The organism is Mesorhizobium sp. M0615, assembly GCF_040320805.1.
Lineage (GTDB): Bacteria > Pseudomonadota > Alphaproteobacteria > Rhizobiales > Rhizobiaceae > Mesorhizobium.
Window position 1 is genome coordinate 68,272 of sequence record NZ_JAMYQI010000004.1, and the last position, 20,962, is coordinate 89,233.

Below are 20,962 nucleotides of genomic sequence, written 5' to 3' on the forward strand. Positions count from 1 at the left end.
CAGATCGTGCTCGGTCAGAATGCGAGGCCATCAAATCCCGCCATACCAGTCATAGCCATTGTCTTCCCAATAGCCGCCGCGGCCGCCGCCGATATTGGCAAAACTGTCGACGAGCTCGATCTTGTAGAGATACTTCGGCATCTTGTAGCCGAGCTGTCGTTCGACGCGCACGCGCAGCGGCGCGCCGTTTTCGACCGGCAGCGGCTTGCCGTTGAGGCCGTAGGCGAGGATCGTCTGCGGGTGGCGGGCATCGATCAGGTCGATGGTGCCGTAATATTTGATTTCCCCGGAGAGGCTGCGATCGATCGTATCGAGGCAGTGGAACATGACATAGCGGGCCTGCGGCTTGACCACAGCCTGGTCGAGCACCAGCGACAGCGGGGTGCCGGTCCATTTGGCGATGCAGCTCCAGCCTTCGACACAGTCGTGGCGGGTGATCTGCGTGCGGCTCGGCATGTTCTCCAACTGCTCGCGGCTGAGCGACAGCGGCTTTTCGACCAGGCCCGTTACCTCCAGCCGCCAGTCGGCGAAATTGTTGGCGAGCAGGCCCTTGTAGGTGTCATCGTCGGGCGCGGTGACGCCGTTCGGCCGCTGCGGCTGGCGGATGTCGGCCTCGGTGAATTCCGGCGCCAGAGCATCGCGGCCGGCAAGCCAGCGTTGCGCGCGGTAGGTCAGGCCATTGGCGTTTTCGAGGAAACTGCGCAGGCCGTCGCCCATGCCGAGCTGGCTGTCGAAGGCATCGCAGCCCGACAACATGATGCCGGAAACGCCGAGGCCGGCGCCCGTCAGGAACTTTCGGCGGCTGATCTGGAATTTGGCCATCTCACGCACTCCTCTCGGTGTCGCCATGCCTTGGCGGATCGGTGCGGTACCAGCCGGTGATGATCGAGCGCAGTTCGTTGATCGGGCCGGCGGCGAGGATCATCATCATATGGACGATGAAAAAGCCGACCAGCAGCACCATCACCGTGAAATGGATGGTGCGCGCCGTCTGCCTTCCGCCGAGCAGTTCGTTGAGCCAGGGCAGCACCGAGTTCATGCTCGGCGACATGGCAAGGCCGGTGATGATCATGAGTGGCAACAGCACGAACAGTACGCCGCCATAGGCCATTTTCTGCAGCGTGTTGTATTCGCGTGTGTGGTGGAACCTGAGCTTGGCGTGCTCGATGATGTCCTGCGGCAGCCGCTTGAGATCGTCAAGGCGCGGCGCCAGATCGCGGCGCAGATGGCCGTTGACCAGGCTGGCGACCAGCCAGACGACCAAGGTGGTTGTCAGTATCCAGGCGAAGAAGAAATGCACAACGCGGGCGGTGCCGAGATCGTAATAGGACGGGATTGTCGCCCAGGACGGGAAGGCACGCGACGTTTGCTGACCGGCCGGGCCCGACCAGCCGAGCACGCCTGTGGTGTCGAAGCGATGGCCGAAGATTTCGGTATAGCCGCGCGGGCCGGTGGCGGTGTTTTCGGCGCCGATGGCAAAGACGGTGTTGTTGTACTCGAAGCCGGATTGCTTGCCGATGTAGAGCTGCGGCCGGGCATTGAAGATCTGCAGGCCGGACAAAAGCAAGAAGAACAGCGAGATCGCCCACAGCCAGTGCGTCAGGCGGGTCCAGCGCGATTGCCGGTAGATCAGCGTCGCATCCTTCGTTGAGGCGGCATCGACGCCTGCGCCGGGCTGACTCATGGTAATGGTTTCCATCTTTTCCTCGCCTCCGGCTGCGCGATCCTGGGATGGCCGCGCTCGTCCTTGTCCTCCCAATACGTCGCTATCGAAAGCGATGTTTCATGCGGTCACGTTTTTATTACGGGCACGGGTTTATCGCGGGCACGGATACTCAATTGCCGAGGCTCACCGCGAGATTGACGACGGCGGCGACGATGACGGCGTTGAAGAAGAACGACAGGATCGAATGGACAAGCACCACGCGGCGCATATGCGAGGTCGTGATCGCGGTGTCGGCGGTCTGCGCGGTCATGCCGATCACCGTCGCGAAATAGAGAAAGTCCCAACCGTCCGGCCGTTTGCTGCCGGGAAAATCGAGGCCGCCGACCGGTATCTTCTTCTTGGTTTCGGCATCGATCGCGTCGCCGTCCATCCAGTAGACATGCGCATAGTGGAGGGCGGCCATGGCATGGATGGTGAACCAGCCAAGCGGGATCGACAGCATGGCGAAGCCGAGTTCGATGGGGTCGCGATCCTTGTGATTGATCAAAAGGAACAGCAGGACAATGGCCATGGCGACGATGCCGAGCGTGATGGCAAAGATGCCCAGCACTGGGAGGTCCAGTTCGCGCGCGTTCTTGCTGAGATAGCGGCCGGACAGCAGCGGCATCTTGGCGATGACGAGCGCGATGAAGACGACGAAGAAGGAATCGGCGGCAATCGAGATCGAATAGGCAAGCCGCGTGGAGACGGGGAGCGATCCAATCAAAGGCAATACCGCGGCAAATACGACCAGACCGACGGCTAGCGACACAAAGAACTGCTTGTGCCGCTGCAAGGGGTTATTCGGCGATGTGTCGGCCATAGCCCGACCTCGGATGATGCTTCACGTCTGGTCGGGTGTGACGGATTTCAGAGCCCGCCGCAAGATACGGTCGAGCTCACCCAGGAAACGCGAGCGATCCTGTGGCGCAAAGCTGGCATTGTAGCCCTTGCTCTCGCCGGTTTCGCGCAGATGCTGCTTCAAATCGCGCATTGCAACCGCCATGCCGATGGTCTCCGGCGTGAACGGCCGGCCGGTTGGCCCAAGCACATGCGCGCCGAGCGCCACGGTGCGGGCGGCAAGCGGGATGTCGGCGGTGATCACGATGTCGTTGGGTTTTGCGTTCTCGACGATCCAGTCGTCAGCGGCATCGGCGCTTTTAGAGACGACGACGTTGCGAATCATCGGATCGCGCGACGGACGCAGCCCGCCATTGGAGACGTAGGTGACGACCACGCCATGGCGCTCGGCGACCTTCTCGACCTCGGCTTTCACCGGGCAGGCGTCGGCGTCGACGTAGATGGCGGGTGCCGGCATTATCTCTCCAAAACGGACATGGGGCCGGCATGTTACCCGGCCCCATGCCAGAAATCTCGTACTGTCAGGCCGGCCGCGCGCCCGACTTCTTCGCCGTCCAGGTGGCAATGTAATCCATCAGGCCGGGGTTGAGACAGTCATAGGGCTCGAGGCCCATCGACTTCAACTGGCCGCGGATGCCGTCCATGCGCTTGGGGTCGACACCGGATTCGATGATCGACGAAACGAAAGCGGTGAAGCCCGGCGGTGACCAGCCGTCTTCCTGGAAGCGCTCGGGATGGATGAAGGACAGACCCTTGAACGGATGGTCGCGCTCGACCGGTCCGTGCATATGGACACCGCAGCCGGTGCAGGCGTGACGCTGGATAAGTGCCGAGGGGTCGACCACTTTCAGCTTGTCGCCGTTTTCGGTGACTGTGACATCGCCGGTGCCGGCTACGGCCACGACCGAGAACACCGCGCCGTCAGGCTTCCAGCATTTGGTGCAGCCGCAGGCATGGTTGTGGGCGATCTGGCCCTTGACCGTCACCTTCACCGGCTTGCTGGTGCAGGCGCAGACCAGCGTGCCGCCGGCAAAGCTTGCGCTTTCCTTCGGCAGGCCATTGTCGATTTTGGGATGCAGTTTCTCAGGCATTGTCTTCCTCCCTTGTTGAACCTGTGCAACTTCAGTCGCTGGCCCTTCGGTCGGCGGCTTGTTCTTCCTCCGTTTGGTGTGCGATCGGACGCAAAACCGGGCGCCACTTTTGCTGATCGCACTTAGTAAACGACGACGCTCCTGATCGACTTGCCCTCATGCATGAGATCAAAACCCTTGTTGATGTCCTCAAGCTTCAGCAAATGGGTGATCATCGGGTCGATCTGGATCTTGCCGTCCATGTACCAGTCGACGATTTTCGGCACGTCGGTGCGGCCGCGTGCGCCGCCGAAGGCGGTGCCCATCCAGGTGCGGCCGGTGACCAGCTGGAACGGCCGGGTCGAAATCTCCTGGCCGGCGCCGGCCACGCCGATGACGACCGACTTGCCCCAGCCGCGATGCGAGGCTTCCAGCGCCTGGCGCATCACCTTGGTGTTGCCGGTGCAGTCGAATGTGTAGTCGGCGCCGCCGATCTGGTCGGCGCCGCGCTTGGTCAAGTTGACGAGGTGAGGAACGATGTCGCCGTCGATCTCCTTCGGATTGACGAAATGCGTCATGCCGAAGCGCTCGCCCCATGCCTTCTTGTCGTTGTTGAGGTCGACACCGATGATCATGTCAGCGCCGGCGAGCTTCAGGCCCTGGATGACGTTGAGGCCGATGCCACCGAGACCAAAGACGACAGCAGTCGCGCCTTGCTCGACCTTCGCGGTGTTGATGACCGCGCCGATGCCGGTGGTGACGCCGCAACCAATGTAGCAGATTTTGTCGAAGGGCGCGTCCGGGTTGACCTTGGCGACGGCGATCTCGGGCAAAACGGTGAAATTGGAGAAGGTCGAGCAGCCCATATAGTGGAAGATCTTGTCCTTGCCGATCGAGAAGCGCGAGGAGCCATCGGGCATCAAGCCTTGGCCCTGCGTGGCGCGGATGGCGGTGCACAAATTGGTCTTGCGCGACAGGCAGGATGGGCACTGCCGGCATTCCGGCGTGTAGAGCGGGATGACGTGGTCGCCCTTCTTGACCGAGGTGACGCCCTTGCCGACATCGACGACAACGCCAGCGCCTTCATGGCCGAGGATTGCCGGAAACAGGCCTTCGGGATCGGCGCCCGACAGGGTGAACTCGTCGGTGTGGCAGATGCCGGTCGCCTTGATCTCGACCAGCACCTCGCCTTCGCGCGGTCCGTCGAGGTCGACCTCCATGATTTCCAACGGCTTTCCGGCGGCGACAGCGACAGCGGCGCGGGTTTTCATTAGGCAATTCCTCCCAAGGCGATTGGTCTTCAGGCTTTCAGGGTTTTTATACTGTTTCAACCCGATTTGGCGACCAAATATGGCGCAAATCTTGGCCCAGTCGTCGGCGAGCCCAACCTTCGCCCCTCGGCAGGGGCCTGGCGGGCAGGGAGTGTCTTGATGGGTGCGCTGCCGGCGGTGCTTGAGCCCGGCTGCCGAAGCCCATAAGAAGGACGAAAGACCGAGGAAACGCCTTCGATGTTCACGAAAATCCTGATCGCCAATCGCGGCGAGATTGCTTGCCGCGTCATCAAGACGGCGCGCAGGATGGGGATTGCCACCGTAGCGGTCTATTCCGACGCCGATCGCGACGCCGTGCACGTCGAAATGGCCGACGAAGCCGTGCATATCGGGCCATCGCCTGCCGCGCAAAGCTATCTTCTGCCTGAAAAGATCATCGCTGCCTGCAAGGAGACGGGCGCGCAGGCCGTGCATCCCGGCTACGGTTTTCTGTCGGAGCGGGCCGCCTTCTGCGAAGCGCTTGAGGCTGAGGGCATTGTCTTCATCGGTCCGAAACCCAAGGCTATCAAGGCGATGGGCGACAAGATCGAATCGAAGAAGTTCGCCAAGGCCGCTGAGGTGTCGACGGTTCCCGGCTGGCTTGGTGTCATCGAAAATGCCGACCATGCCGAAAAGATCGCCGGCGAGATCGGCTATCCCGTGATGATCAAGGCCTCAGCCGGCGGTGGCGGAAAAGGCATGCGCATTGCCTGGAGCCAGTCGGAAGTGCGCGACGGCTTCGACCGGGCGCGCTCGGAGGCGAAAAGCTCGTTCGGCGACGACCGCGTCTTCATCGAAAAGTTCGTCGTCGATCCGCGTCATATCGAAATCCAGGTGCTGGCCGACGCGCATGGCACCGCCCTCTATCTCGGCGAGCGCGAATGCTCGATCCAGCGCCGGAACCAGAAGGTTGCGGAAGAGGCGCCGTCGCCATTCCTCGATGCCAGGACGCGCAAGGCCATGGGCGAGCAGGCCGTGGCGCTGGCCAAGGCGGTCGACTACCAGAGCGCCGGCACCGTCGAGTTCATCGTCGATGCTGAAAAGAACTTCTATTTCCTTGAAATGAATACACGATTGCAGGTCGAGCATCCGGTGACGGAGCTTGTTACCGGCATCGACCTGGTCGAGCAGATGATCCGTGTCGCCGCCGGCGAGAAGCTGGCGATCGAGCAGAGCGACGTCAAGCTGAACGGCTGGGCGGTGGAAAGCCGGCTCTATGCCGAGGATCCCTATCGCAATTTCCTGCCCTCGATCGGCCGGTTGACGCGCTACCGGCCGCCGGAGGAGGGCACGTTCGGCGATGTCGTCATCCGCAACGACACCGGCGTCACCGAAGGCTCCGGGATTTCGATGTTCTATGACCCGATGGTGGCAAAGCTCTGCACCTGGGCGCCCACGCGTATCGAGGCCATCGATGCCATGTCGGAAGCGCTGGACAGTTTCATCGTCGACGGCATCGAGCACAACATCCCGTTCCTGGCGGCGCTGATGCAGCATCCGCGCTGGCGCGAGGGGCGGATATCGACGGGCTTCATCGCCGAGGAATATCCTGACGGCTTCGCGCCGATCGTGCCCAATGGCGATGAAAAGGCAGTGCTGGCGGCGATCGCCACCGCGGTCGAGCTTCTGCGCCGCGACCGGCTCGACCGGCTGGGCGGGCGGCTGGCGCCGCATTCGGGCGCACTCAAGCGCGATTGGGTGGTGAAGCTCGGCGACGACTATCTCCAGGCTTCGATCATCGAGGGCATGATCTCCATTCCGATGGAAATCGATCTGTCGGTCGATGGCGGCAAAGCGCTGACGGTGGCGTCCGACTGGCGGCCGGGCGACCTCATCTGGCGCGGCACTGTCGGTGCCCGCAAGGTCACGGCGCAGATCAGGCCGGAGCCGAACGGCCTGCGCATTGCCTGGAAAGGCATGTCGGTGACGGCGCGCGCCATGCTGCCGCGCACGGCGGAGCTGGAAAGGCTGATGCCGGAGAAGGTGGCGCCGGACACGTCCAAGATGCTGCTTTGCCCAATGCCGGGCCTGGTCGTGTCGATCGCGGTTGCCGAGGGGCAGGAGGTCAAGGCCGGCGAGACGCTGGCCGTGGTCGAGGCGATGAAGATGGAAAACGTGCTGCGCGCCGACCGCGATCTTGTCGTGTCGAAGCTCAACGCCAAGCCGGGTGACAGCCTGGCTGTCGATGCGGTGATCATGGAGTTCGCCTAGAGATTGTTTGGAAATTCTACTCCGGCGGCCATCTGAAGGTGGTTTCTGCGCTTCCCGTGCTCACGGACCAATGGCCGCTGCGCTCCGGTTCTCGAAACCACCATCATATGACTCGCCAGAGCGAATTTCGAACAATCTCTGAGCCGTGCGGCTGGGTACGGAAGCCTGTGGTCGGTGGTCATTTGTGCTGGACTGGCATCGCCCGGTCCGGGACAATACATCTCCATCGACTCAAAGCCCTTCGAGCAATTTGAAACATCATGGCGGATGACAAACTTCCACGCGATCCCCTGAGGCGCGAAGCAGCGCTCGCTGCTGCGCGCCCGGAGGCGCCGGCGCGGCCGTTCATCCATCTGCGCGTGCATTCGGCGTATTCGCTGCTCGAGGGCGCCTTGCAGGTCGCCGCCGTTGTCGGTCATGCAGTCAAGGACGAGTGCCCGGCAATCGCAGTCACCGACACAAACAATCTGTTCGGCGCGCTGGAATTTGCCCAGAAGGCGGTGAAGGAAGGCATCCAGCCGATTATCGGTTGCCAGATCGATCTCGCCTTTTCCGGCGAGACCAGCGACGCGCAGCGCGACCGCCGCCGCCATGGTCCGGAGATGCACGCCGTGGTGCTGCTCGCCGCCACCGAGGCCGGCTACAGCAACCTCGTCAGGCTGGTCAGCCAGGTCTATCTGGAGACGCCGCCGGGCGAGCCCGTGCATCTGACGTCAGCAATGCTGGAAGGCCATAGCGATGGCCTGATCTGCCTCAGCGGCGGGCCGCGCGGCCCGATCGGCCGGGCGCTGAAGGAGGATCGCCGAGATCTTGCCGAGACGCGGCTGCTGGCACTCAAGGCGCTGTTCGGCGACCGGCTCTATGTCGAGCTGGACCGTGTTTCCGGTTATGACCGCGCTATCGAGAAATCATCGGTCGACCTTGCCTATATCCATGATCTGCCGCTGGTCGCCACGAATGAGGCGTTCTTCGCCGCCCGCGACGACTATGACGCGCATGATGCTCTGATCGCCATTGCCGAGGGTTCGGTGGTTGCCGCCGACAACCGTCGCCGGCTGACTTCGGACAATTTCCTGCGCAGCCAGGCGGATATGGCGCGGCTGTTCGCCGACCTGCCGGAAGCGATCGACAACACCGTCGAGATCGCGCTGCGCTGTTCCTATTATCCCAAGACCCGCAATCCGATCCTGCCACGCTTTACCGGCGGCGATGTCGCCGACAATGAGGTGGCGCTGAAAGCGGAGGCCGATGAGCTACGCCGGCAGGCGCATGAGGGGCTGGAGGCCCGGCTGGCGGCGCATGGACCCACCGCCGGCTACACGGTCGAACAATACCGCGAGCGGCTCGATTTCGAGCTCTCCATCATCGAGAAGATGAAATTTCCCGGTTACTTCCTGATCGTGGCCGACTTCATCAAATGGGCGAAGGCGCAAGGCATTCCGGTCGGGCCGGGCCGTGGTTCGGGCGCCGGATCGCTGGTCGCTTATTCCACCACCATCACCGATATCGATCCGCTGCGCTTCTCGCTGCTGTTCGAGCGCTTCCTCAATCCGGACCGCGTGTCGATGCCCGACTTCGACATCGACTTCTGCCAGGATCGGCGCGAAGAGGTCATCCGCTACGTCCAGCAGAAATATGGCCGCGACCAGGTGGGACAAATCATCACCTTCGGTACGCTGCAGGCGCGCGCGGTGCTGCGCGACGTCGGCCGCGTGCTGCAAATGCCTTACGGCCAAGTCGACAAGCTCTCCAAGATGGTGCCGCAGAACCCGGCCAATCCGGTCAAGCTGGCGGATGCCATCGCCAACGAGCCGCGCTTTGCCGAGGAGGCCGAGAAGGAGCCGATCGTGCAGACGCTGCTCGATATGGCTCAAAAGCTGGAAGGGCTCTACCGCCACGCTTCGACGCACGCCGCCGGCATCGTGATCGGCGACCGGCCCTTGTCGGAACTGGTGCCGATGTACCGCGATCCGCGCTCCGACATGCCGGTCACCCAGTTCAACATGAAATATGTCGAGCAGGCCGGGCTGGTAAAATTCGACTTCCTCGGCCTGAAGACGCTGACGGTGCTGGAGACGGCGGTGAAGCTGATCCGCCGGCGCGGCATCGAGATCGACCTGGCGACGATCCCGCTCGACGATCCTGAAACCTACGCCATGCTGTCGCGCGGCGAAGTGGTCGGTGTGTTCCAGGTGGAAAGTGCCGGCATGCGCAAGGCGCTGATCGGCATGCGGCCCGACTGCATCGAGGACATCATCGCGCTGGTGGCGCTCTACCGTCCCGGCCCGATGGAGAACATCCCGACCTACAACGCCAGAAAGCATGGCGAAGAGGAGATGGCATCGATCCATCCCAAGATCGACCATCTGGTGAAGGAGACGCAAGGCGTCATCGTCTACCAGGAACAGGTGATGCAGATCGCGCAGGAACTGTCGGGCTATTCGCTCGGCGAAGCCGATCTGCTGCGTCGCGCGATGGGCAAGAAGATCCGCGCCGAAATGGACAAGCAGCGCGAGCGCTTCGTCACCGGTGCGGTCGAACGCGGCGTCGGCAAGCCGCAGGCCGACTTCATCTTCGACCTTCTGGCCAAGTTCGCCGACTACGGCTTCAACAAATCGCACGCGGCCGCCTACGCCGTCGTGTCCTACCAGACCGCCTATCTCAAGGCGCATTACCCCGTCGAGTTCCTGGCGGCGTCGATGACGCTCGACATGGGCAATACCGACAAACTCGCCGATTTCCGCCAGGATGCGCTGCGTCTCGGCATCGAGGTGGTGGCGCCGTCGGTGATGACCAGCTTCCGCAATTTCGAGGTCGGCGAGAACCGCATTTACTATTCGCTGGCGGCCCTCAAGGGCGTCGGCGACGCTGCGGTCGAGCACATCGTCGCCATGCGCGGCGAAAAGCCGTTCAAGAATCTCGCCGATTTCTGTGAAAGGGTCGATCCCAAGATCGTCGGCAAGCGCGTCTTCGAAAGCCTGATCATGGCCGGCGCGCTCGACTGCTTCGGCCACGACCGCGCCCAGATGATGGCCGGCGTCGAACGGATGATGGGGCTGGCTTCGCTGGCGCAGCAGAATGCCATTTCGGGCCAGCACGACATTTTCGGCGCGTCGCTCGGCGCGCAGCAGCAGGCGCTCAATTTACCGCAGACCGATCCGTGGCTTGCCGCCGACCGGCTGCACCGTGAATTCCAGGTCGTCGGCTTCTATCTTTCGGCGCATCCGCTCGACGAGTACAAGGCGGCCCTGCAGAAGATGCGCGTGCAGAACTGGGGCGAGTTCTCGGCTGCGGTCAAACGCGGTGCCGCCGCGGGCCGGCTCGCCGGCACCGTCACCACCAAGCAGGAGCGCAAGACCCGAACCGGCAACAAGATGGGCGTCATCGCCTTTTCCGACACATCTGGCCAATATGAAGCCGTGCTGTTTTCGGAAGGGTTGGCGCAGTATCGCGATCTGCTCGAGCCCGGACGTTCGGTGGTGATCACCGTTTCGGCCGAGGATAGGCCCGAAGGGGTCAATCTGCGCATCCAGACGGTGCAGTCGCTGGAGGATGAGGCCAGCCGTATCCAGAAGGCGCTGCGCATCTTCGTGCGCGATGCGGCTCCGATCGGCATGCTGGCCGGCCAACTGGCGGTAAAGGGCGAGGGCCAGGTCAGCTTCGTGCTGATCAAGGAAGCCGGGCAAGGTGAGATCGAGATCGAATTGCCCAATCGCTACCGCATCTCGCCGCAGATCGCGTCGGCCATGCGCGCGGTGCCGGGTGTGGTCGAAGTCGAGCTCGTCTAGGCTGCGCTGATATACACGGCAATCGCATCGACGTCGGCCAGTGCATCACGGCCTAAAGATGCTCTGGGCCTGACATTGCAGCCGATAGGGCCAGCGTGCGGGGCGTGGTTGACCTGACCTTCCTTTGAACCACATGCGTTGAGCAGAAACTTCACAGGAACGCACAATCATGCCCAGCCGCGAACGCGTCGAAGCCTTCCTCAAGGAGGTGGTCGAAGGCAGCCACGTCAAAGCGATCGCCGACTTCTACCATGACGATGCCACCATGCAGGAAAATCTCGGCGTCCCGCGGCGCGGCAAGGAAACACTGATGGCGCATGAGCAGGCAGCACTCGACCGGATCGAGAAGATGCACACCCATCCTGTCCAGACATTCCTGGTCGATGGCGACAATGTCGCCATCCGCTGGACCTTCGACCGTGTCGACAAGGCCGGCACCGTGCGCCGGCTGGAAGAGGTGGCCCTGCAGCGCTGGCGTGGTGACCGGATTGCGGAGGAGCGGTTCGTCTACGACACCGCCTCGGCCTGGCGCCTCGTCGGGCCGGACGGCAAGGTGGTGGAGGGCTGACGATCACCGGGCCCACTAGATCATGATGAGATTCGGTTGAAATCTCATCATGATCTAACCCTTTGTTGGAACGGGATCTTTTCCAAAAACCGGCACCCACTTTTTGGGATCATGCTCTAGACGGCCCCGCCTGGGACCGTTACGCACTTGGTGATGAAAGCAGCCGAGAAGGACGGATCGCAGCAAAGCTCTGCCATCGCGCGGCTGCGTGACAGGCTGCGCAAGCTCTATCACGGACGCACGCCGGCGGCGTTCCGGTTTCAACTGGTGGCGGTCATCATCGACCTCGCCATCATCGCCTTCTTCGTTGCCACGCCGGTGCTCCAGGACAAGCCGTCATTCCTGTGGCTCGACTATACCGTCGCGGCGCTGGTCGCCGCCGACCTGATTGCCCGACTGTTAGCCTCCAACGACATGTTGCGGCTGATGAAACAGCCGACATCCTGGGTCGATGTCTTCATCCTTTTGACGCTGCTGATGCCGACGGCGCTGGCAAATCTGGCGTTCCTGCGCATCCTGCGGCTGTGGTCGCTGTCGCGCAGCGGGTCGCTGTGGCGGCATTTCGAGATGCGTGGCTTAAGGCCTTGGCGCGAGGCGAGCCACGCGGTCATCAACCTGTTGACGTTCCTGTTCGTCATCACCGGCTTCGTCTACACCTTCTTCTTCCGCACCGGCGCCGGCCTCGAAAACTACATTGATGCGCTTTATTTCACCGTCGCCACGGTGACGACGACCGGTTTCGGCGACATCGTGCTGCCGGGGATCGCCGGCAAGCTGACCGCGATCGCCACCATGATCATCGGCATCTCGCTGTTCGTCAGACTGGCGACCGCGATTTTTCGACCCGCCAAGGTGTTCTTTCCCTGTCCGCAGTGCGGACTGCAACGGCATGAGCCGGACGCCGTGCACTGCAAGGCCTGCGGGCATCTCCTCAACATACCGGATGAGGGGAATTGACCGACCGCTACGAGGCCGCGACCTCGGCCGGCTTTGGCGCCTTGCGCTGCAGGTTGAGCAGGTTGCCCATCAGGATCAGCAGGGCGCCGCCGGCTGTAAAGATGTCGATCTGTTCGCTGTAGAGCAGCCAGCCGATCAGCGCCGACAGTGGCACGCGCAGGAAATCCATCGGTGAAACCACCGTAGCGTCGGCATAGGTGAGGGCACGCGCCATGCAGAAATGCGACGACATGCCGGTGAAGGCAATCAGCAGGATCCATGGCCAGAGTTCGAGCGGTGGGTTGCGCCATTCATAAAGCGCCGGGATCAGGCCGACCACCGACTGGATGATCAGCATCCAGAAGATGATGCGCACGACGCTGTCGGTGCGTGTCAGCGACTTGACCATGACCACCGAAATGCCGAAGCAGACAGCGGCGCCGAGCACGATCAGGTGCCCCGGATCGACGGCGCCAACGCCGGGCCGCACGATGATCACCACGCCGATCAGCCCCAGCGCGATCGCCGCCAGCTTGGGTCGGGAGAGCCTTTCGCCGAGGAAGGCCACCGCCAGCAGGGCCGTCCAGATCGGCGTCGTGAATTCGATCGAAATCAGCACGGCCAGCGGGATCAGTGTCAATGCGTAAAGCCATGCCGCCTGGCCGGTATAGTGGATGACATTGCGGGCGAGATGGGCGACGGGGCGCTGCGTGCGCATCGCCGCAAAGCCGCCGCTCACAATCACCAGCGGCAGCAGGATGAAAAAGCCGATCACCGAGCGCAGTTCCAGCACCTGGAACACGTTGAGCTCCGCGGTCGTGGCGCGGCCGGCGACCGACATCGCCAGGAACGAGGCGATCGACAGCGCCATCCAGAACGCGGCTTTGGGGATCGATGGGGAAGGTGCCATAGGCGCTATGTCGCAAGCCGGGACTTCTATCGCAACCGTTAGGCGACGCATTCGACTGGGCCAGACCCGTTGCAAAACAGCCATGCTGGAAGTGGAACCTGACGCAACGGCAGGCGTTGGTTCCCGGTATTGGCCAATTGCTGGACGCATCGTTTCTTAAACATCAACGGGGGAGAGATTCCGATGAAATCATTCGCGCGGTTTCTGCTAGCCGGCTGCCTGCTAACTGCAAGCGCCACGGCCGATGCCGACGAGGCGAATTTTCTCAGCTCCTTGCAAGGGAATTTCTCCGGCAAGGGGACAGTCAAGGTCACCACCGACGCACCGACGGTGAATGTGTCCTGCACCTTCAATTCCGACGCGACCTCGAGTTCATTGTCGCTTGACGGCAATTGCCGTGGTCTTGTCGTGGTGACGCGCGCCATCAGCGCCAATCTGAAGGCCCGCGGGGCGAAGTATACTGGCGTCTATGTCGGGTCGCGCACCGGGCCGGCACAGCTCGCCGGCAGCCGTTCCGGGAACGCGCTCAGTCTCGGCATTCGCTGGGCGGCGGAGGTCAATGGCGATCGCAAGGTGCGGTTGACGGTCGAGAAAACCAGCGGCGACGGAATGCGGTTGACCGTTACCGACGTCGATCCGAAAACCGGCAACAACGTGGTGACGAGCCGCATCGATCTCAAGCGTATCTAAGCCGTCTCACTCCTCGATCGGCTCCGGCGGGTTGGCGTTGCGGCCTTTACCGAAGGTGTAGCCGGTTTCCACCGCCTTCTTGCCGAACTTGTCGCGCAGCGTATCGATGGCGCTTTCGGCCATGGCGCGCTTGCGCGAGCCGACGTCGACGAGATCGGGCGGATCGGCCTTCTCGTCATCCGAGAGATCGCTGACACCGATGCCGAGCAGCCGGTACTTTGTCCCGTCCGCCTCCTTGCGCAACAGGTCGAGCCCGGTCTGGAAAATACGGTCGGCCAGCCTTGTCGGGTCGCCGAGCTGGCGGTTGCGGGTGCGCAGCTTGAAATCCTGCGTCTTCAGCTTCAGCACCACGGTGCGCCCGGCAATGCCTGACTTCTTCAGCCGCGCCGAGACCTTTTCCGACAATCCCCTCAGCACTGGAACCAGTTCGCCCATTTCAGCTATGTCGGTGTCGAAAGTGGTTTCGGCCGACACACTTTTCGCATCCTGGTCAGGATCGACACGGCGGTCGTCCTGGCCGCGCGAGAGATGGTAGAGCCGGGTGCCCATCACGCCATAGCGGCGCATAAGATCGGCGCGCTCCATGCGCTGCAACTGGGCGATGCTGCGGATGCCGTCGCGTTCGAGCGTTGCGGCAAAAGCCTTGCCGACGCCCCAGATCAACGTCACCGGCTGTTCGGCCAGGAAACCCAGCGCCTCGGCTTCGCCGATCACCGAAAAGCCGCGCGGCTTGCGGAAATCGGAGGCAACCTTGGCCAGGAACTTGCAGTAGGAAAGGCCGGCCGAAACGGTGATGCCGATTTCCTTTTCGACGGTCTGCGCAAAGCGTGCCAGCACCACTGCCGGCGGCATGCCGTGCAGGCGCTCGGTGCCGGCGAGGTCGAGAAGCGCCTCGTCGATGGAGAGTGGCTCGACCAGCGGCGTCAGCGCCTGCATCAGCGCGCGGACCTCGCGGCCGACGCGGACGTATTTCTCCATATTGGGCGGGATGACGATCGCTTCCGGACAGGCTTCGAGCGCCTTGAACATCGGCATTGCCGAGCGCACCCCCTTGATGCGGGCGATGTAGCAGGCGGTGGAGACGACGCCGCGCTTGCCGCCGCCGATGATCAGCGGCTTGTCCTTCAGCGCCGGATTGTCGCGCTTTTCGATCGCCGCATAGAAGGCGTCGCAATCGATATGCGCCAGATGCAGCTGGTAGAGCTCGGGATGGCGGGTGAGTCGAGGGCTGCCGCAACGCTCACAGCGCCTGGTATCGCTGCGCTGAAGGGTCAGGCAGTCGCGGCAAAAACCGTGCTCGGGATTGTTGACAGGGGCCGCCATCGCTGCGAACATAAAGAGAACAGATGCAATGGTACGTCAGGACGGAAGCCGCCACAAGCGGTTAGCCGGGAGAGAACTCATGAGCACCACCATAGCGCCGCTGGCGCCTGACCTATGGGCGGATTTCGAGGATCTTTTCGGCAAGCAGGGCGCCTGTTACGGCTGCTGGTGCACGCATTTCCGGATGGCGCCGGCGGTCCGACGGGCCAGCGACAAGCAACGCAACAAGGATCATATCAAGGCGCGTATCGAGGCCGGGCCGCCGCCGGGGCTTTTGGCCTTCGAGGACGGCCAGGCGGTCGGCTGGATGCAGATCGGTCCACGCGCCGACGTGCCCGAATGGAACAATCGGGGCCGGGGCTCGGCGCCGGTCGATCCAACCGACGCCGTAGATCCCGGCGTCTGGGCCATCTCCTGCTTCTTCATCCGCGCCAGCGCGCGCGGCCGGGGCGTCAGCCACCGCCTGGTCGAGGGCGGCATCGCTTTTGCCCGCCAGAACAAGGCGCGGCTGGTCGAGGCGTGTCCGATCGACGTGTCGCGCGATTCGCGTTCGATCGGGCTGTTCGTCGGCTCGTCGCGTGTGTTCGAAAAGGCCGGCTTCGAGCGGCTCCTCGAACGCAAGGCCGGCCGGCCGCTGATGCGGCTTGTGCTGTAGGCGGCAGCAATCCATAGGTCTTGTCTTGCGGCTGTGATGGTATTTTCCTACCAGTGGTAGAAGCGGTTTTGACGACTGCAATAAAGTGGAGGATCGATATGAAGCGCGTTTTGCCATTCGCTTTGCTTCTAGCCTGCAGTGCGCCGGCGCTTGGGCAGACGGTCGACAGCGAGGGCGCCAAGCAGCTTACCGACAATCTGGCGCGCTATTTCAGCAAGAAGCCGTTCGAGATCGGATTTCTGAAGGTCTCGGTCGAAGGCGACGCCTACAAGCTCGCATTCGATTTCAAGCCCGTCGTGGAACTCTTGGCAAAACAGGATGGCCTGAAGCTCGATCTCACCCCTTATACGCTGTTGACCAAACCACGCAGCGATGGCGCGTGGGATGTCTCAGGCAATCTGGCGCCGGAAGGGTCGATGGAGTTCAACGGCCCTCAGGGGCCGCAAAGCATGAAGATGTCTATCAAGGGCGGGAAGTTCGTTGGTGTCTACGATCCCGAGTTGGCGGCTTTCAGCAGCGCCACGTCGTCACTTGAAGGCATGAATATGACGTCGCAGGACGCCAGGCAGCGCACGGAGATGAGTTCTGGTGCTGGAACCGCCACAATGAGCGCTACCAAGGGCGCAAATGGCGGTGTCGATTTTAGCATGGTTCAGACGATTGCCGATTTTGCAGAGGTCATCACGATCGACAACCCCAACAGCGGGCAGAAAATCCCGCTGACGGTCAAGTCGCCCGAATTTTCGGTCGACGCGAAAGGCAAGGGGCTGCGCACGAAGCCTATTCTGGACCTGTTGGCTTTCGCCGTGGCCAATGAGGACGAGGCGAAACTGAAAGCCAATCAGGCGGAGCTCAAATCGCATCTTCTGACCGCGCTGCCGATATGGGAGCGGATTGATGGGGCTTATAGTCTCAAGGATTTCAGCGTCGGCAGCCCGATCGGCAGTTTCGGCGCAGCAACACTCGGCATCGCCTTCGGCATGGACGGTGTCTCGCGCAACGGAACGATCAGCTACGGGATCAAAGCGTCTGGGCTCTCGATACCGCAAAATCTTGTTCCAGCCTGGAGCGTCGCGCTGTTGCCCACCGACATCGACCTCAATTTCGGTGGGGCCAACATCGATCTCGACACAATGGCCAAGAAGGCTATCGAGGCCTTCGATCTCAACAACAACCCGCCGCTTTCGGCGGATTTCGGCGACGGCCTGAAGAAAGATTTTCTGGCGAACGGCCCCAAGATCCTCATCGGCCACAGCACGGTCCAGGGCGGCGGTGCCGAAATCGGGCTGGAGGGCGATATGACGTTTCCCGATGGCGAGAAGCCCGATGCCAACGTGACAATCGACGTGACCGGCTACGACAAGATCGTGGCAAGCCTGCAGGAGGCGGCGAAGACCGACCCGCAGGCCTCACAGGCTTTTACCGGCGCCTTGGCCATCAAGGGATTTGCCAAGACGCTGCCGGACGGCCGTATCGAATGGGTGATCAACGCCAGGCACGATGGGTCGGTGACGGTCAACGGCGCCATGCTGAAGGGGCCTGATCCGGTCGTGGAAGACAACGCCGATCCGGATGCGATCCCTGGGACAGCAACGAAGCCTTGAGCACTGACCTCGGGGGCGGCTAACTCAGAGTCCCAGCGCGCTAGCAATCTTTGGCGCGGCCTCGTGCCAGTCCTCGACGGAGATGATGTCGTCCGGCACCGGCGGCAGGAAGGCGCGCAGCGAATTGTCGGCCATCAGGTGGAAGAGATGGGCGTCGGCAACCGAGTTGCGTGCCGAGATGAGGTTGGCGGGCTGGTCGTCGACAAAGGCTACCGGCCGGCCTCTGCTACCACGCAATTTGGCCACCGCGGGTCCCTTGGCCATTTCGGTGGTCAACAGCGGATAGGGCAGACCGAGCGCATCGAGATGGGCGCGGCGGGCGGCGCGATGCCGGTGCGGCATGGCGGTCAAAAGGACGATCTCGACGCGGTCGCTGAGGCTGGCAAGCGCTTGTTCGGCACCGTCGGTAACGCTCTGCCAGTCGGCCTGCGTATCGAAGAAATCTCCGAGAAGTGCCGTCACCTCCGGCTGTTCGATCAGCCGGCCGCTCGCCGTTTCGGCAATGTTGCCGGTGAGACGGAAGGAGGCCAGGGTCAGGCCGAAGCCGCGCGATTTCAGGAAATGCGGAAACGGCCGGATGAATTCGAGCACGACATCGTCGACATCGAGGATCAGCAGAGGCCGGTCGTCGGCTGCAAGTTCGGCGATCTGGCGTGCCGTCTCGGGATCGTCGCTCATATCGAATGCTCATGGTCGTCGCCGCCAAGAGGCAGCGCCAGCAACGCCTTGCCGATGGCGGCCGGGGGCGTGTCGGTTTCCTCGGCAAAGCGCAGCAAGGTCGGCTCGTGGGCAAGCATGAACTGCAGCACGCCGGCAAGGAATCCCGGTTCGGCCGCGGCGCGGCGGATGGCGGACGCCTCGATGCCGGTGATGGCCAGGAAGCGCGGCAGGAGTTCGGGGTCGGCGGCGACGAAGCCCAGTGCCTTCACGGCAATGGTTTCCGCTTCCTCGCGCATTGACGCTGCGTTTGCCATCACTACTTTCTCGTTGCGGAAATGAGTCTCTTTTCCGCAGTAATCGCAAGCGTCGCCTGCGGCAAGCCACAGCCCCGATCCAATGTGGTTTTCGAGGTGGAATCCGAATGGCTTTTGCCGCTTCGGGTTTCCATTTCGTCAATCATATTGCCTTAAGAGTGAGCGAGGGTTTGGTGTGCTTCGACAAGGGCGCATAGCGGCAGGGCTTCGGGCAGAAGCCTGGCCGGGACGGGAAATCGATGCCTAAGAAGGTCATGATCGTCGAGGACAACGAGCTCAATATGAAGCTCTTTCGCGACCTCATCGAAGCCAGCGGTTATGAAACGGTGCGCACGCGCAACGGGCTCGAGGCGCTCGATCTGGCGCGCCAGCACAGGCCCGACCTGATCCTGATGGACATCCAGCTGCCCGAAGTGTCGGGGCTGGAAGTGACGAAATGGCTGAAGGAGGACGACGACCTCCATTCCATTCCGGTCATCGCCGTCACCGCCTTCGCCATGAAGGGCGACGAGGAACGCATTCGCCAGGGCGGTTGCGAGGCCTACATCTCCAAGCCGATCTCGGTGCCGCGTTTCATCGAGACCATCAAATCCTATCTCGGTGATGCCTGATGCCTTCAGCCGGAGCCTTGTGACATGACCGCGCGGATCCTCGTCGTCGACGACATCCCTGCCAATGTCAAACTTCTCGAGGTTCGGCTGCTGGCCGAATATTTCGAGGTGTTGACGGCCTCCAACGGGCCGGACGCGATCGAGACCTGCGAAAACGGCAAGGTCGATGTCGTGCTGCTCGACGTGATGATGCCCGGCATGGACGGGTTCGAGGTCTGCAGGCGGCTGAAAAGCGATCCGGCGACCACGCATATACCGGTGGTCATGGTGACCGCGCTGAGCCATGTTGCCGACCGGGTGCGCGGCCTCGAGGCAGGCGCCGACGACTTTCTCACCAAGCCGGTCAACGATCTGCAACTGATGACGCGGGTGAAGAGCCTGGTCAGGCTGAAGTCGCTGACCGACGAGCTGCGGCTGCGCGCATCGACCACCCGCAACATCGGCATCGAGGCGCTGTTGAGCCGCAGCTTCGCGTCGGAGGATGCCACGCCGAAGGTGCTGTTGATCGACGAGCGCAAATCGTCGGTTGAGCGCATCCAGAACATGCTGCGCGGCAGCGCCGAGCTCGACATTGCCACCGATCCGCATGCCGGCTTCTTCCAGGCCGCCGAGGCGCCCTATGAGTGCGTGCTGATCTCGACCGGTTTTACCGATTTCGATCCGCTGCGGTTGTGTTCGCAATTGCGTTCGCTCGACCGCACCCGCTTCCTGCCGATCATCCTGATTGCCGACGAAGGCGAGGAGGGCCGCATCATCAGAGGCCTCGAACTCGGCATCAACGACTATCTGATGCGGCCGATCGACCAGCAGGAGCTGACGGCGCGGCTGCGTACCCAGGTGCGGCGCAAGCGCTATAACGATCAGCTGCGCGCCAGCGTCGCCCAGACCATCGAGATGGCGGTGACCGACGCATTGACCGGGCTGCACAACCGCCGCTACCTCGACAGTCATCTGCAGACGCTGTTCGACCGCGCCGTGGCGCGGCGGCGGCCTCTGTCGGTGATGATCACCGATCTCGACCGCTTCAAGACCGTAAATGACTCGCATGGCCATGATGGCGGCGACGATGTGCTGCGCGAGTTCGCAAGGCGGCTGCGCAAGAACGTCAGGGGCATCGACCTTGCCTGCCGCTTCGGCGGCGAGGAATTCGTCGTTGTGATGCCGGACACGGACGGCGCGGTGGCGGAGAAGGTTGCCGAGCGCATTCGCGCCGAAATCGCCCAGCTGCCGTTTGCCATCGGCCCTGAAGGCAAGGCGATCGAAGTCACGGTCAGCGTCGGCGTGTCGTCGGTGCTGAAAGGCACGGACACTGTCGCGACGCTGATGAAGCGCGCCGACGTCGCGCTTTACGAAGCCAAGAGCGGTGGCCGCAACCGCGTCGTCGCCAAGGCCGCGTAGGTCCGACGCCGGATTATCCAGTCAACCCGACAGGGTTAGGAATTTACCTTAATCCAAGCGATTCGGCAGGCTTGGTTAAGAAACTATTGATTTTCAAACATTGTTGCGCAAATGTGCGGTGCAAGAACAAGGGCGATGCGGGCACGAGGGTAGACAGCCGCATCGCTTCGCCGAATACCCCATGATGCTCAGGTCCGCCGCATCTCCTGGGTCCGTGGGGTCGGCCGGCCGGCGCTGGCAGATAGTGGCCTCCTCGTACCGCTGCCGTACGCCGACCGGCCCCCTTTTTTGCCCAAAAATGAGATGAGCACTTCGCGCCAAACAGCGGAGGGTTCTGGCTTTCGGGGC

Annotated in this window: 19 protein-coding genes; 9 read left to right on the forward strand and 10 right to left on the reverse strand. The window is 62.5% G+C overall.

The features are described 5' to 3' along the window. Window positions 1–30: 30 nt before the first annotated feature. From NKI46_RS07675 to NKI46_RS07700, 6 genes are all read right to left on the reverse strand, one after another. The gene (locus NKI46_RS07675) at window positions 31–822 is read right to left on the reverse strand and encodes a molybdopterin-binding protein (protein ID WP_023681588.1); all 792 of its coding nucleotides are present in this window, start codon (window positions 820–822) and stop codon (window positions 31–33) included. Between the two features lies 1 nt (window position 823). After that, the gene (locus NKI46_RS07680) at window positions 824–1,699 is read right to left on the reverse strand and encodes a cytochrome b/b6 domain-containing protein (RefSeq protein ID WP_352745614.1); all 876 of its coding nucleotides are present in this window, start codon (window positions 1,697–1,699) and stop codon (window positions 824–826) included. 136 nt (window positions 1,700–1,835) lie between these two features. Continuing rightward, window positions 1,836–2,528: a DUF1345 domain-containing protein gene (locus tag NKI46_RS07685; protein ID WP_023688301.1), complete on the reverse strand. Its 693-nt coding sequence runs from the start codon at window positions 2,526–2,528 to the stop codon at window positions 1,836–1,838. A gap of 21 nt (window positions 2,529–2,549) precedes the next feature. Next, window positions 2,550–3,023 carry a YaiI/YqxD family protein gene (locus NKI46_RS07690; protein WP_023695438.1) on the reverse strand — a complete coding sequence of 158 codons (474 nt, stop codon included), beginning with the start codon at window positions 3,021–3,023 and terminating at the stop codon, window positions 2,550–2,552. A 64-nt stretch (window positions 3,024–3,087) separates the two neighbouring features. Continuing rightward, complete coding sequence (gene gfa, locus NKI46_RS07695) at window positions 3,088–3,657, reverse strand: S-(hydroxymethyl)glutathione synthase (protein ID WP_023710637.1); 570 nt, start codon at window positions 3,655–3,657, stop codon at window positions 3,088–3,090. 122 nt (window positions 3,658–3,779) lie between these two features. After that, the gene (locus NKI46_RS07700; protein WP_023681583.1) at window positions 3,780–4,907 is read right to left on the reverse strand and encodes an S-(hydroxymethyl)glutathione dehydrogenase/class III alcohol dehydrogenase; all 1,128 of its coding nucleotides are present in this window, start codon (window positions 4,905–4,907) and stop codon (window positions 3,780–3,782) included. Between the two features lie 237 nt (window positions 4,908–5,144). On the opposite strand from NKI46_RS07700, the gene NKI46_RS07705 reads away from it, so the two are divergent. The 4 genes from NKI46_RS07705 to NKI46_RS07720 all read left to right on the forward strand — a co-directional run bounded on the left by NKI46_RS07705 (window position 5,145) and on the right by NKI46_RS07720 (window position 12,470). Beyond that, on the forward strand, window positions 5,145–7,157 hold the full coding sequence (locus NKI46_RS07705; protein WP_352745617.1) for an acetyl-CoA carboxylase biotin carboxylase subunit: 2,013 nt from the start codon (window positions 5,145–5,147) through the stop codon (window positions 7,155–7,157). A gap of 260 nt (window positions 7,158–7,417) precedes the next feature. Then, complete coding sequence (dnaE, locus tag NKI46_RS07710) at window positions 7,418–10,945, forward strand: DNA polymerase III subunit alpha (RefSeq protein ID WP_352745620.1); 3,528 nt, start codon at window positions 7,418–7,420, stop codon at window positions 10,943–10,945. 169 nt (window positions 10,946–11,114) lie between these two features. Beyond that, window positions 11,115–11,513 (forward strand): nuclear transport factor 2 family protein, encoded by a 399-nt coding sequence (locus NKI46_RS07715; protein WP_023667583.1) that lies wholly within the window; start codon window positions 11,115–11,117, stop codon window positions 11,511–11,513. Window positions 11,514–11,666: 153 nt separating this feature from the next. Next, window positions 11,667–12,470: a potassium channel family protein gene (locus NKI46_RS07720; protein WP_023688306.1), complete on the forward strand. Its 804-nt coding sequence runs from the start codon at window positions 11,667–11,669 to the stop codon at window positions 12,468–12,470. Window positions 12,471–12,477: 7 nt separating this feature from the next. On the opposite strand, the gene NKI46_RS07725 is transcribed toward NKI46_RS07720, so the two are convergent. Then, a complete protein-coding gene (locus NKI46_RS07725) occupies window positions 12,478–13,359 on the reverse strand; it encodes a DMT family transporter (RefSeq protein WP_023729857.1) in 882 nt (293 codons plus the stop codon). A gap of 183 nt (window positions 13,360–13,542) precedes the next feature. On the opposite strand from NKI46_RS07725, the gene NKI46_RS07730 reads away from it, so the two are divergent. Beyond that, the gene (locus NKI46_RS07730; RefSeq protein ID WP_352745622.1) at window positions 13,543–14,049 is read left to right on the forward strand and encodes a hypothetical protein; all 507 of its coding nucleotides are present in this window, start codon (window positions 13,543–13,545) and stop codon (window positions 14,047–14,049) included. Between the two features lie 6 nt (window positions 14,050–14,055). On the opposite strand, the gene NKI46_RS07735 is transcribed toward NKI46_RS07730, so the two are convergent. Then, a complete protein-coding gene (locus NKI46_RS07735; RefSeq protein WP_352745625.1) occupies window positions 14,056–15,384 on the reverse strand; it encodes a DNA polymerase IV in 1,329 nt (442 codons plus the stop codon). A 67-nt stretch (window positions 15,385–15,451) separates the two neighbouring features. On the opposite strand from NKI46_RS07735, the gene NKI46_RS07740 reads away from it, so the two are divergent. Both NKI46_RS07740 and NKI46_RS07745 read left to right on the forward strand, forming a co-directional pair. Beyond that, window positions 15,452–16,027, forward strand: coding sequence for a GNAT family N-acetyltransferase (locus NKI46_RS07740; RefSeq protein ID WP_023710630.1), 576 nt, complete (start codon window positions 15,452–15,454; stop codon window positions 16,025–16,027). A gap of 98 nt (window positions 16,028–16,125) precedes the next feature. Further along, complete coding sequence (locus tag NKI46_RS07745) at window positions 16,126–17,631, forward strand: hypothetical protein (protein WP_352745628.1); 1,506 nt, start codon at window positions 16,126–16,128, stop codon at window positions 17,629–17,631. A gap of 24 nt (window positions 17,632–17,655) precedes the next feature. Here the strand turns inward: NKI46_RS07745 and NKI46_RS07750 are convergent, their stop codons facing one another. Next, window positions 17,656–18,309, reverse strand: a complete 654-nt coding sequence (locus NKI46_RS07750; RefSeq protein WP_023681574.1) for a hypothetical protein — start codon at window positions 18,307–18,309, stop codon at window positions 17,656–17,658. Next, window positions 18,306–18,605 (reverse strand): DUF3572 domain-containing protein, encoded by a 300-nt coding sequence (locus NKI46_RS07755; protein WP_352745630.1) that lies wholly within the window; start codon window positions 18,603–18,605, stop codon window positions 18,306–18,308. Before NKI46_RS07755 ends, NKI46_RS07750 begins: the two co-directional genes overlap by 4 nt. 239 nt (window positions 18,606–18,844) lie before the next feature. Between NKI46_RS07755 and NKI46_RS07760 the strand changes: the two genes are divergently transcribed. Together NKI46_RS07760 and NKI46_RS07765 are read left to right on the forward strand one after the other, a co-directional pair. Next, on the forward strand, window positions 18,845–19,216 hold the full coding sequence (locus NKI46_RS07760) for a response regulator (protein WP_023667574.1): 372 nt from the start codon (window positions 18,845–18,847) through the stop codon (window positions 19,214–19,216). A 24-nt stretch (window positions 19,217–19,240) separates the two neighbouring features. Then, a complete protein-coding gene (locus NKI46_RS07765; RefSeq protein ID WP_352745633.1) occupies window positions 19,241–20,614 on the forward strand; it encodes a PleD family two-component system response regulator in 1,374 nt (457 codons plus the stop codon). Window positions 20,615–20,962 lie beyond the last annotated feature (348 nt).

What these genes read in the sequence shown, in the direction of transcription:
- NKI46_RS07675 (WP_023681588.1), bottom strand. Translation starts at nt 822, where the DNA reads ATGGCCAAATTCCAGATCAGCCGCCGAAAGTTCCTGACGGGCGCCGGC.
- NKI46_RS07680 (WP_352745614.1), bottom strand. Translation starts at nt 1,699, where the DNA reads ATGGAAACCATTACCATGAGTCAGCCCGGCGCAGGCGTCGATGCCGCC.
- NKI46_RS07685 (WP_023688301.1), bottom strand. Translation starts at nt 2,528, where the DNA reads ATGGCCGACACATCGCCGAATAACCCCTTGCAGCGGCACAAGCAGTTC.
- NKI46_RS07690 (WP_023695438.1), bottom strand. Translation starts at nt 3,023, where the DNA reads ATGCCGGCACCCGCCATCTACGTCGACGCCGACGCCTGCCCGGTGAAA.
- gfa (WP_023710637.1), bottom strand. Translation starts at nt 3,657, where the DNA reads ATGCCTGAGAAACTGCATCCCAAAATCGACAATGGCCTGCCGAAGGAA.
- NKI46_RS07700 (WP_023681583.1), bottom strand. Translation starts at nt 4,907, where the DNA reads ATGAAAACCCGCGCCGCTGTCGCTGTCGCCGCCGGAAAGCCGTTGGAA.
- NKI46_RS07705 (WP_352745617.1), top strand. Translation starts at nt 5,145, where the DNA reads ATGTTCACGAAAATCCTGATCGCCAATCGCGGCGAGATTGCTTGCCGC.
- dnaE (WP_352745620.1), top strand. Translation starts at nt 7,418, where the DNA reads ATGGCGGATGACAAACTTCCACGCGATCCCCTGAGGCGCGAAGCAGCG.
- NKI46_RS07715 (WP_023667583.1), top strand. Translation starts at nt 11,115, where the DNA reads ATGCCCAGCCGCGAACGCGTCGAAGCCTTCCTCAAGGAGGTGGTCGAA.
- NKI46_RS07720 (WP_023688306.1), top strand. Translation starts at nt 11,667, where the DNA reads ATGAAAGCAGCCGAGAAGGACGGATCGCAGCAAAGCTCTGCCATCGCG.
- NKI46_RS07725 (WP_023729857.1), bottom strand. Translation starts at nt 13,359, where the DNA reads ATGGCACCTTCCCCATCGATCCCCAAAGCCGCGTTCTGGATGGCGCTG.
- NKI46_RS07730 (WP_352745622.1), top strand. Translation starts at nt 13,543, where the DNA reads ATGAAATCATTCGCGCGGTTTCTGCTAGCCGGCTGCCTGCTAACTGCA.
- NKI46_RS07735 (WP_352745625.1), bottom strand. Translation starts at nt 15,384, where the DNA reads ATGTTCGCAGCGATGGCGGCCCCTGTCAACAATCCCGAGCACGGTTTT.
- NKI46_RS07740 (WP_023710630.1), top strand. Translation starts at nt 15,452, where the DNA reads ATGAGCACCACCATAGCGCCGCTGGCGCCTGACCTATGGGCGGATTTC.
- NKI46_RS07745 (WP_352745628.1), top strand. Translation starts at nt 16,126, where the DNA reads ATGAAGCGCGTTTTGCCATTCGCTTTGCTTCTAGCCTGCAGTGCGCCG.
- NKI46_RS07750 (WP_023681574.1), bottom strand. Translation starts at nt 18,309, where the DNA reads ATGAGCGACGATCCCGAGACGGCACGCCAGATCGCCGAACTTGCAGCC.
- NKI46_RS07755 (WP_352745630.1), bottom strand. Translation starts at nt 18,605, where the DNA reads ATGGCAAACGCAGCGTCAATGCGCGAGGAAGCGGAAACCATTGCCGTG.
- NKI46_RS07760 (WP_023667574.1), top strand. Translation starts at nt 18,845, where the DNA reads ATGCCTAAGAAGGTCATGATCGTCGAGGACAACGAGCTCAATATGAAG.
- NKI46_RS07765 (WP_352745633.1), top strand. Translation starts at nt 19,241, where the DNA reads ATGACCGCGCGGATCCTCGTCGTCGACGACATCCCTGCCAATGTCAAA.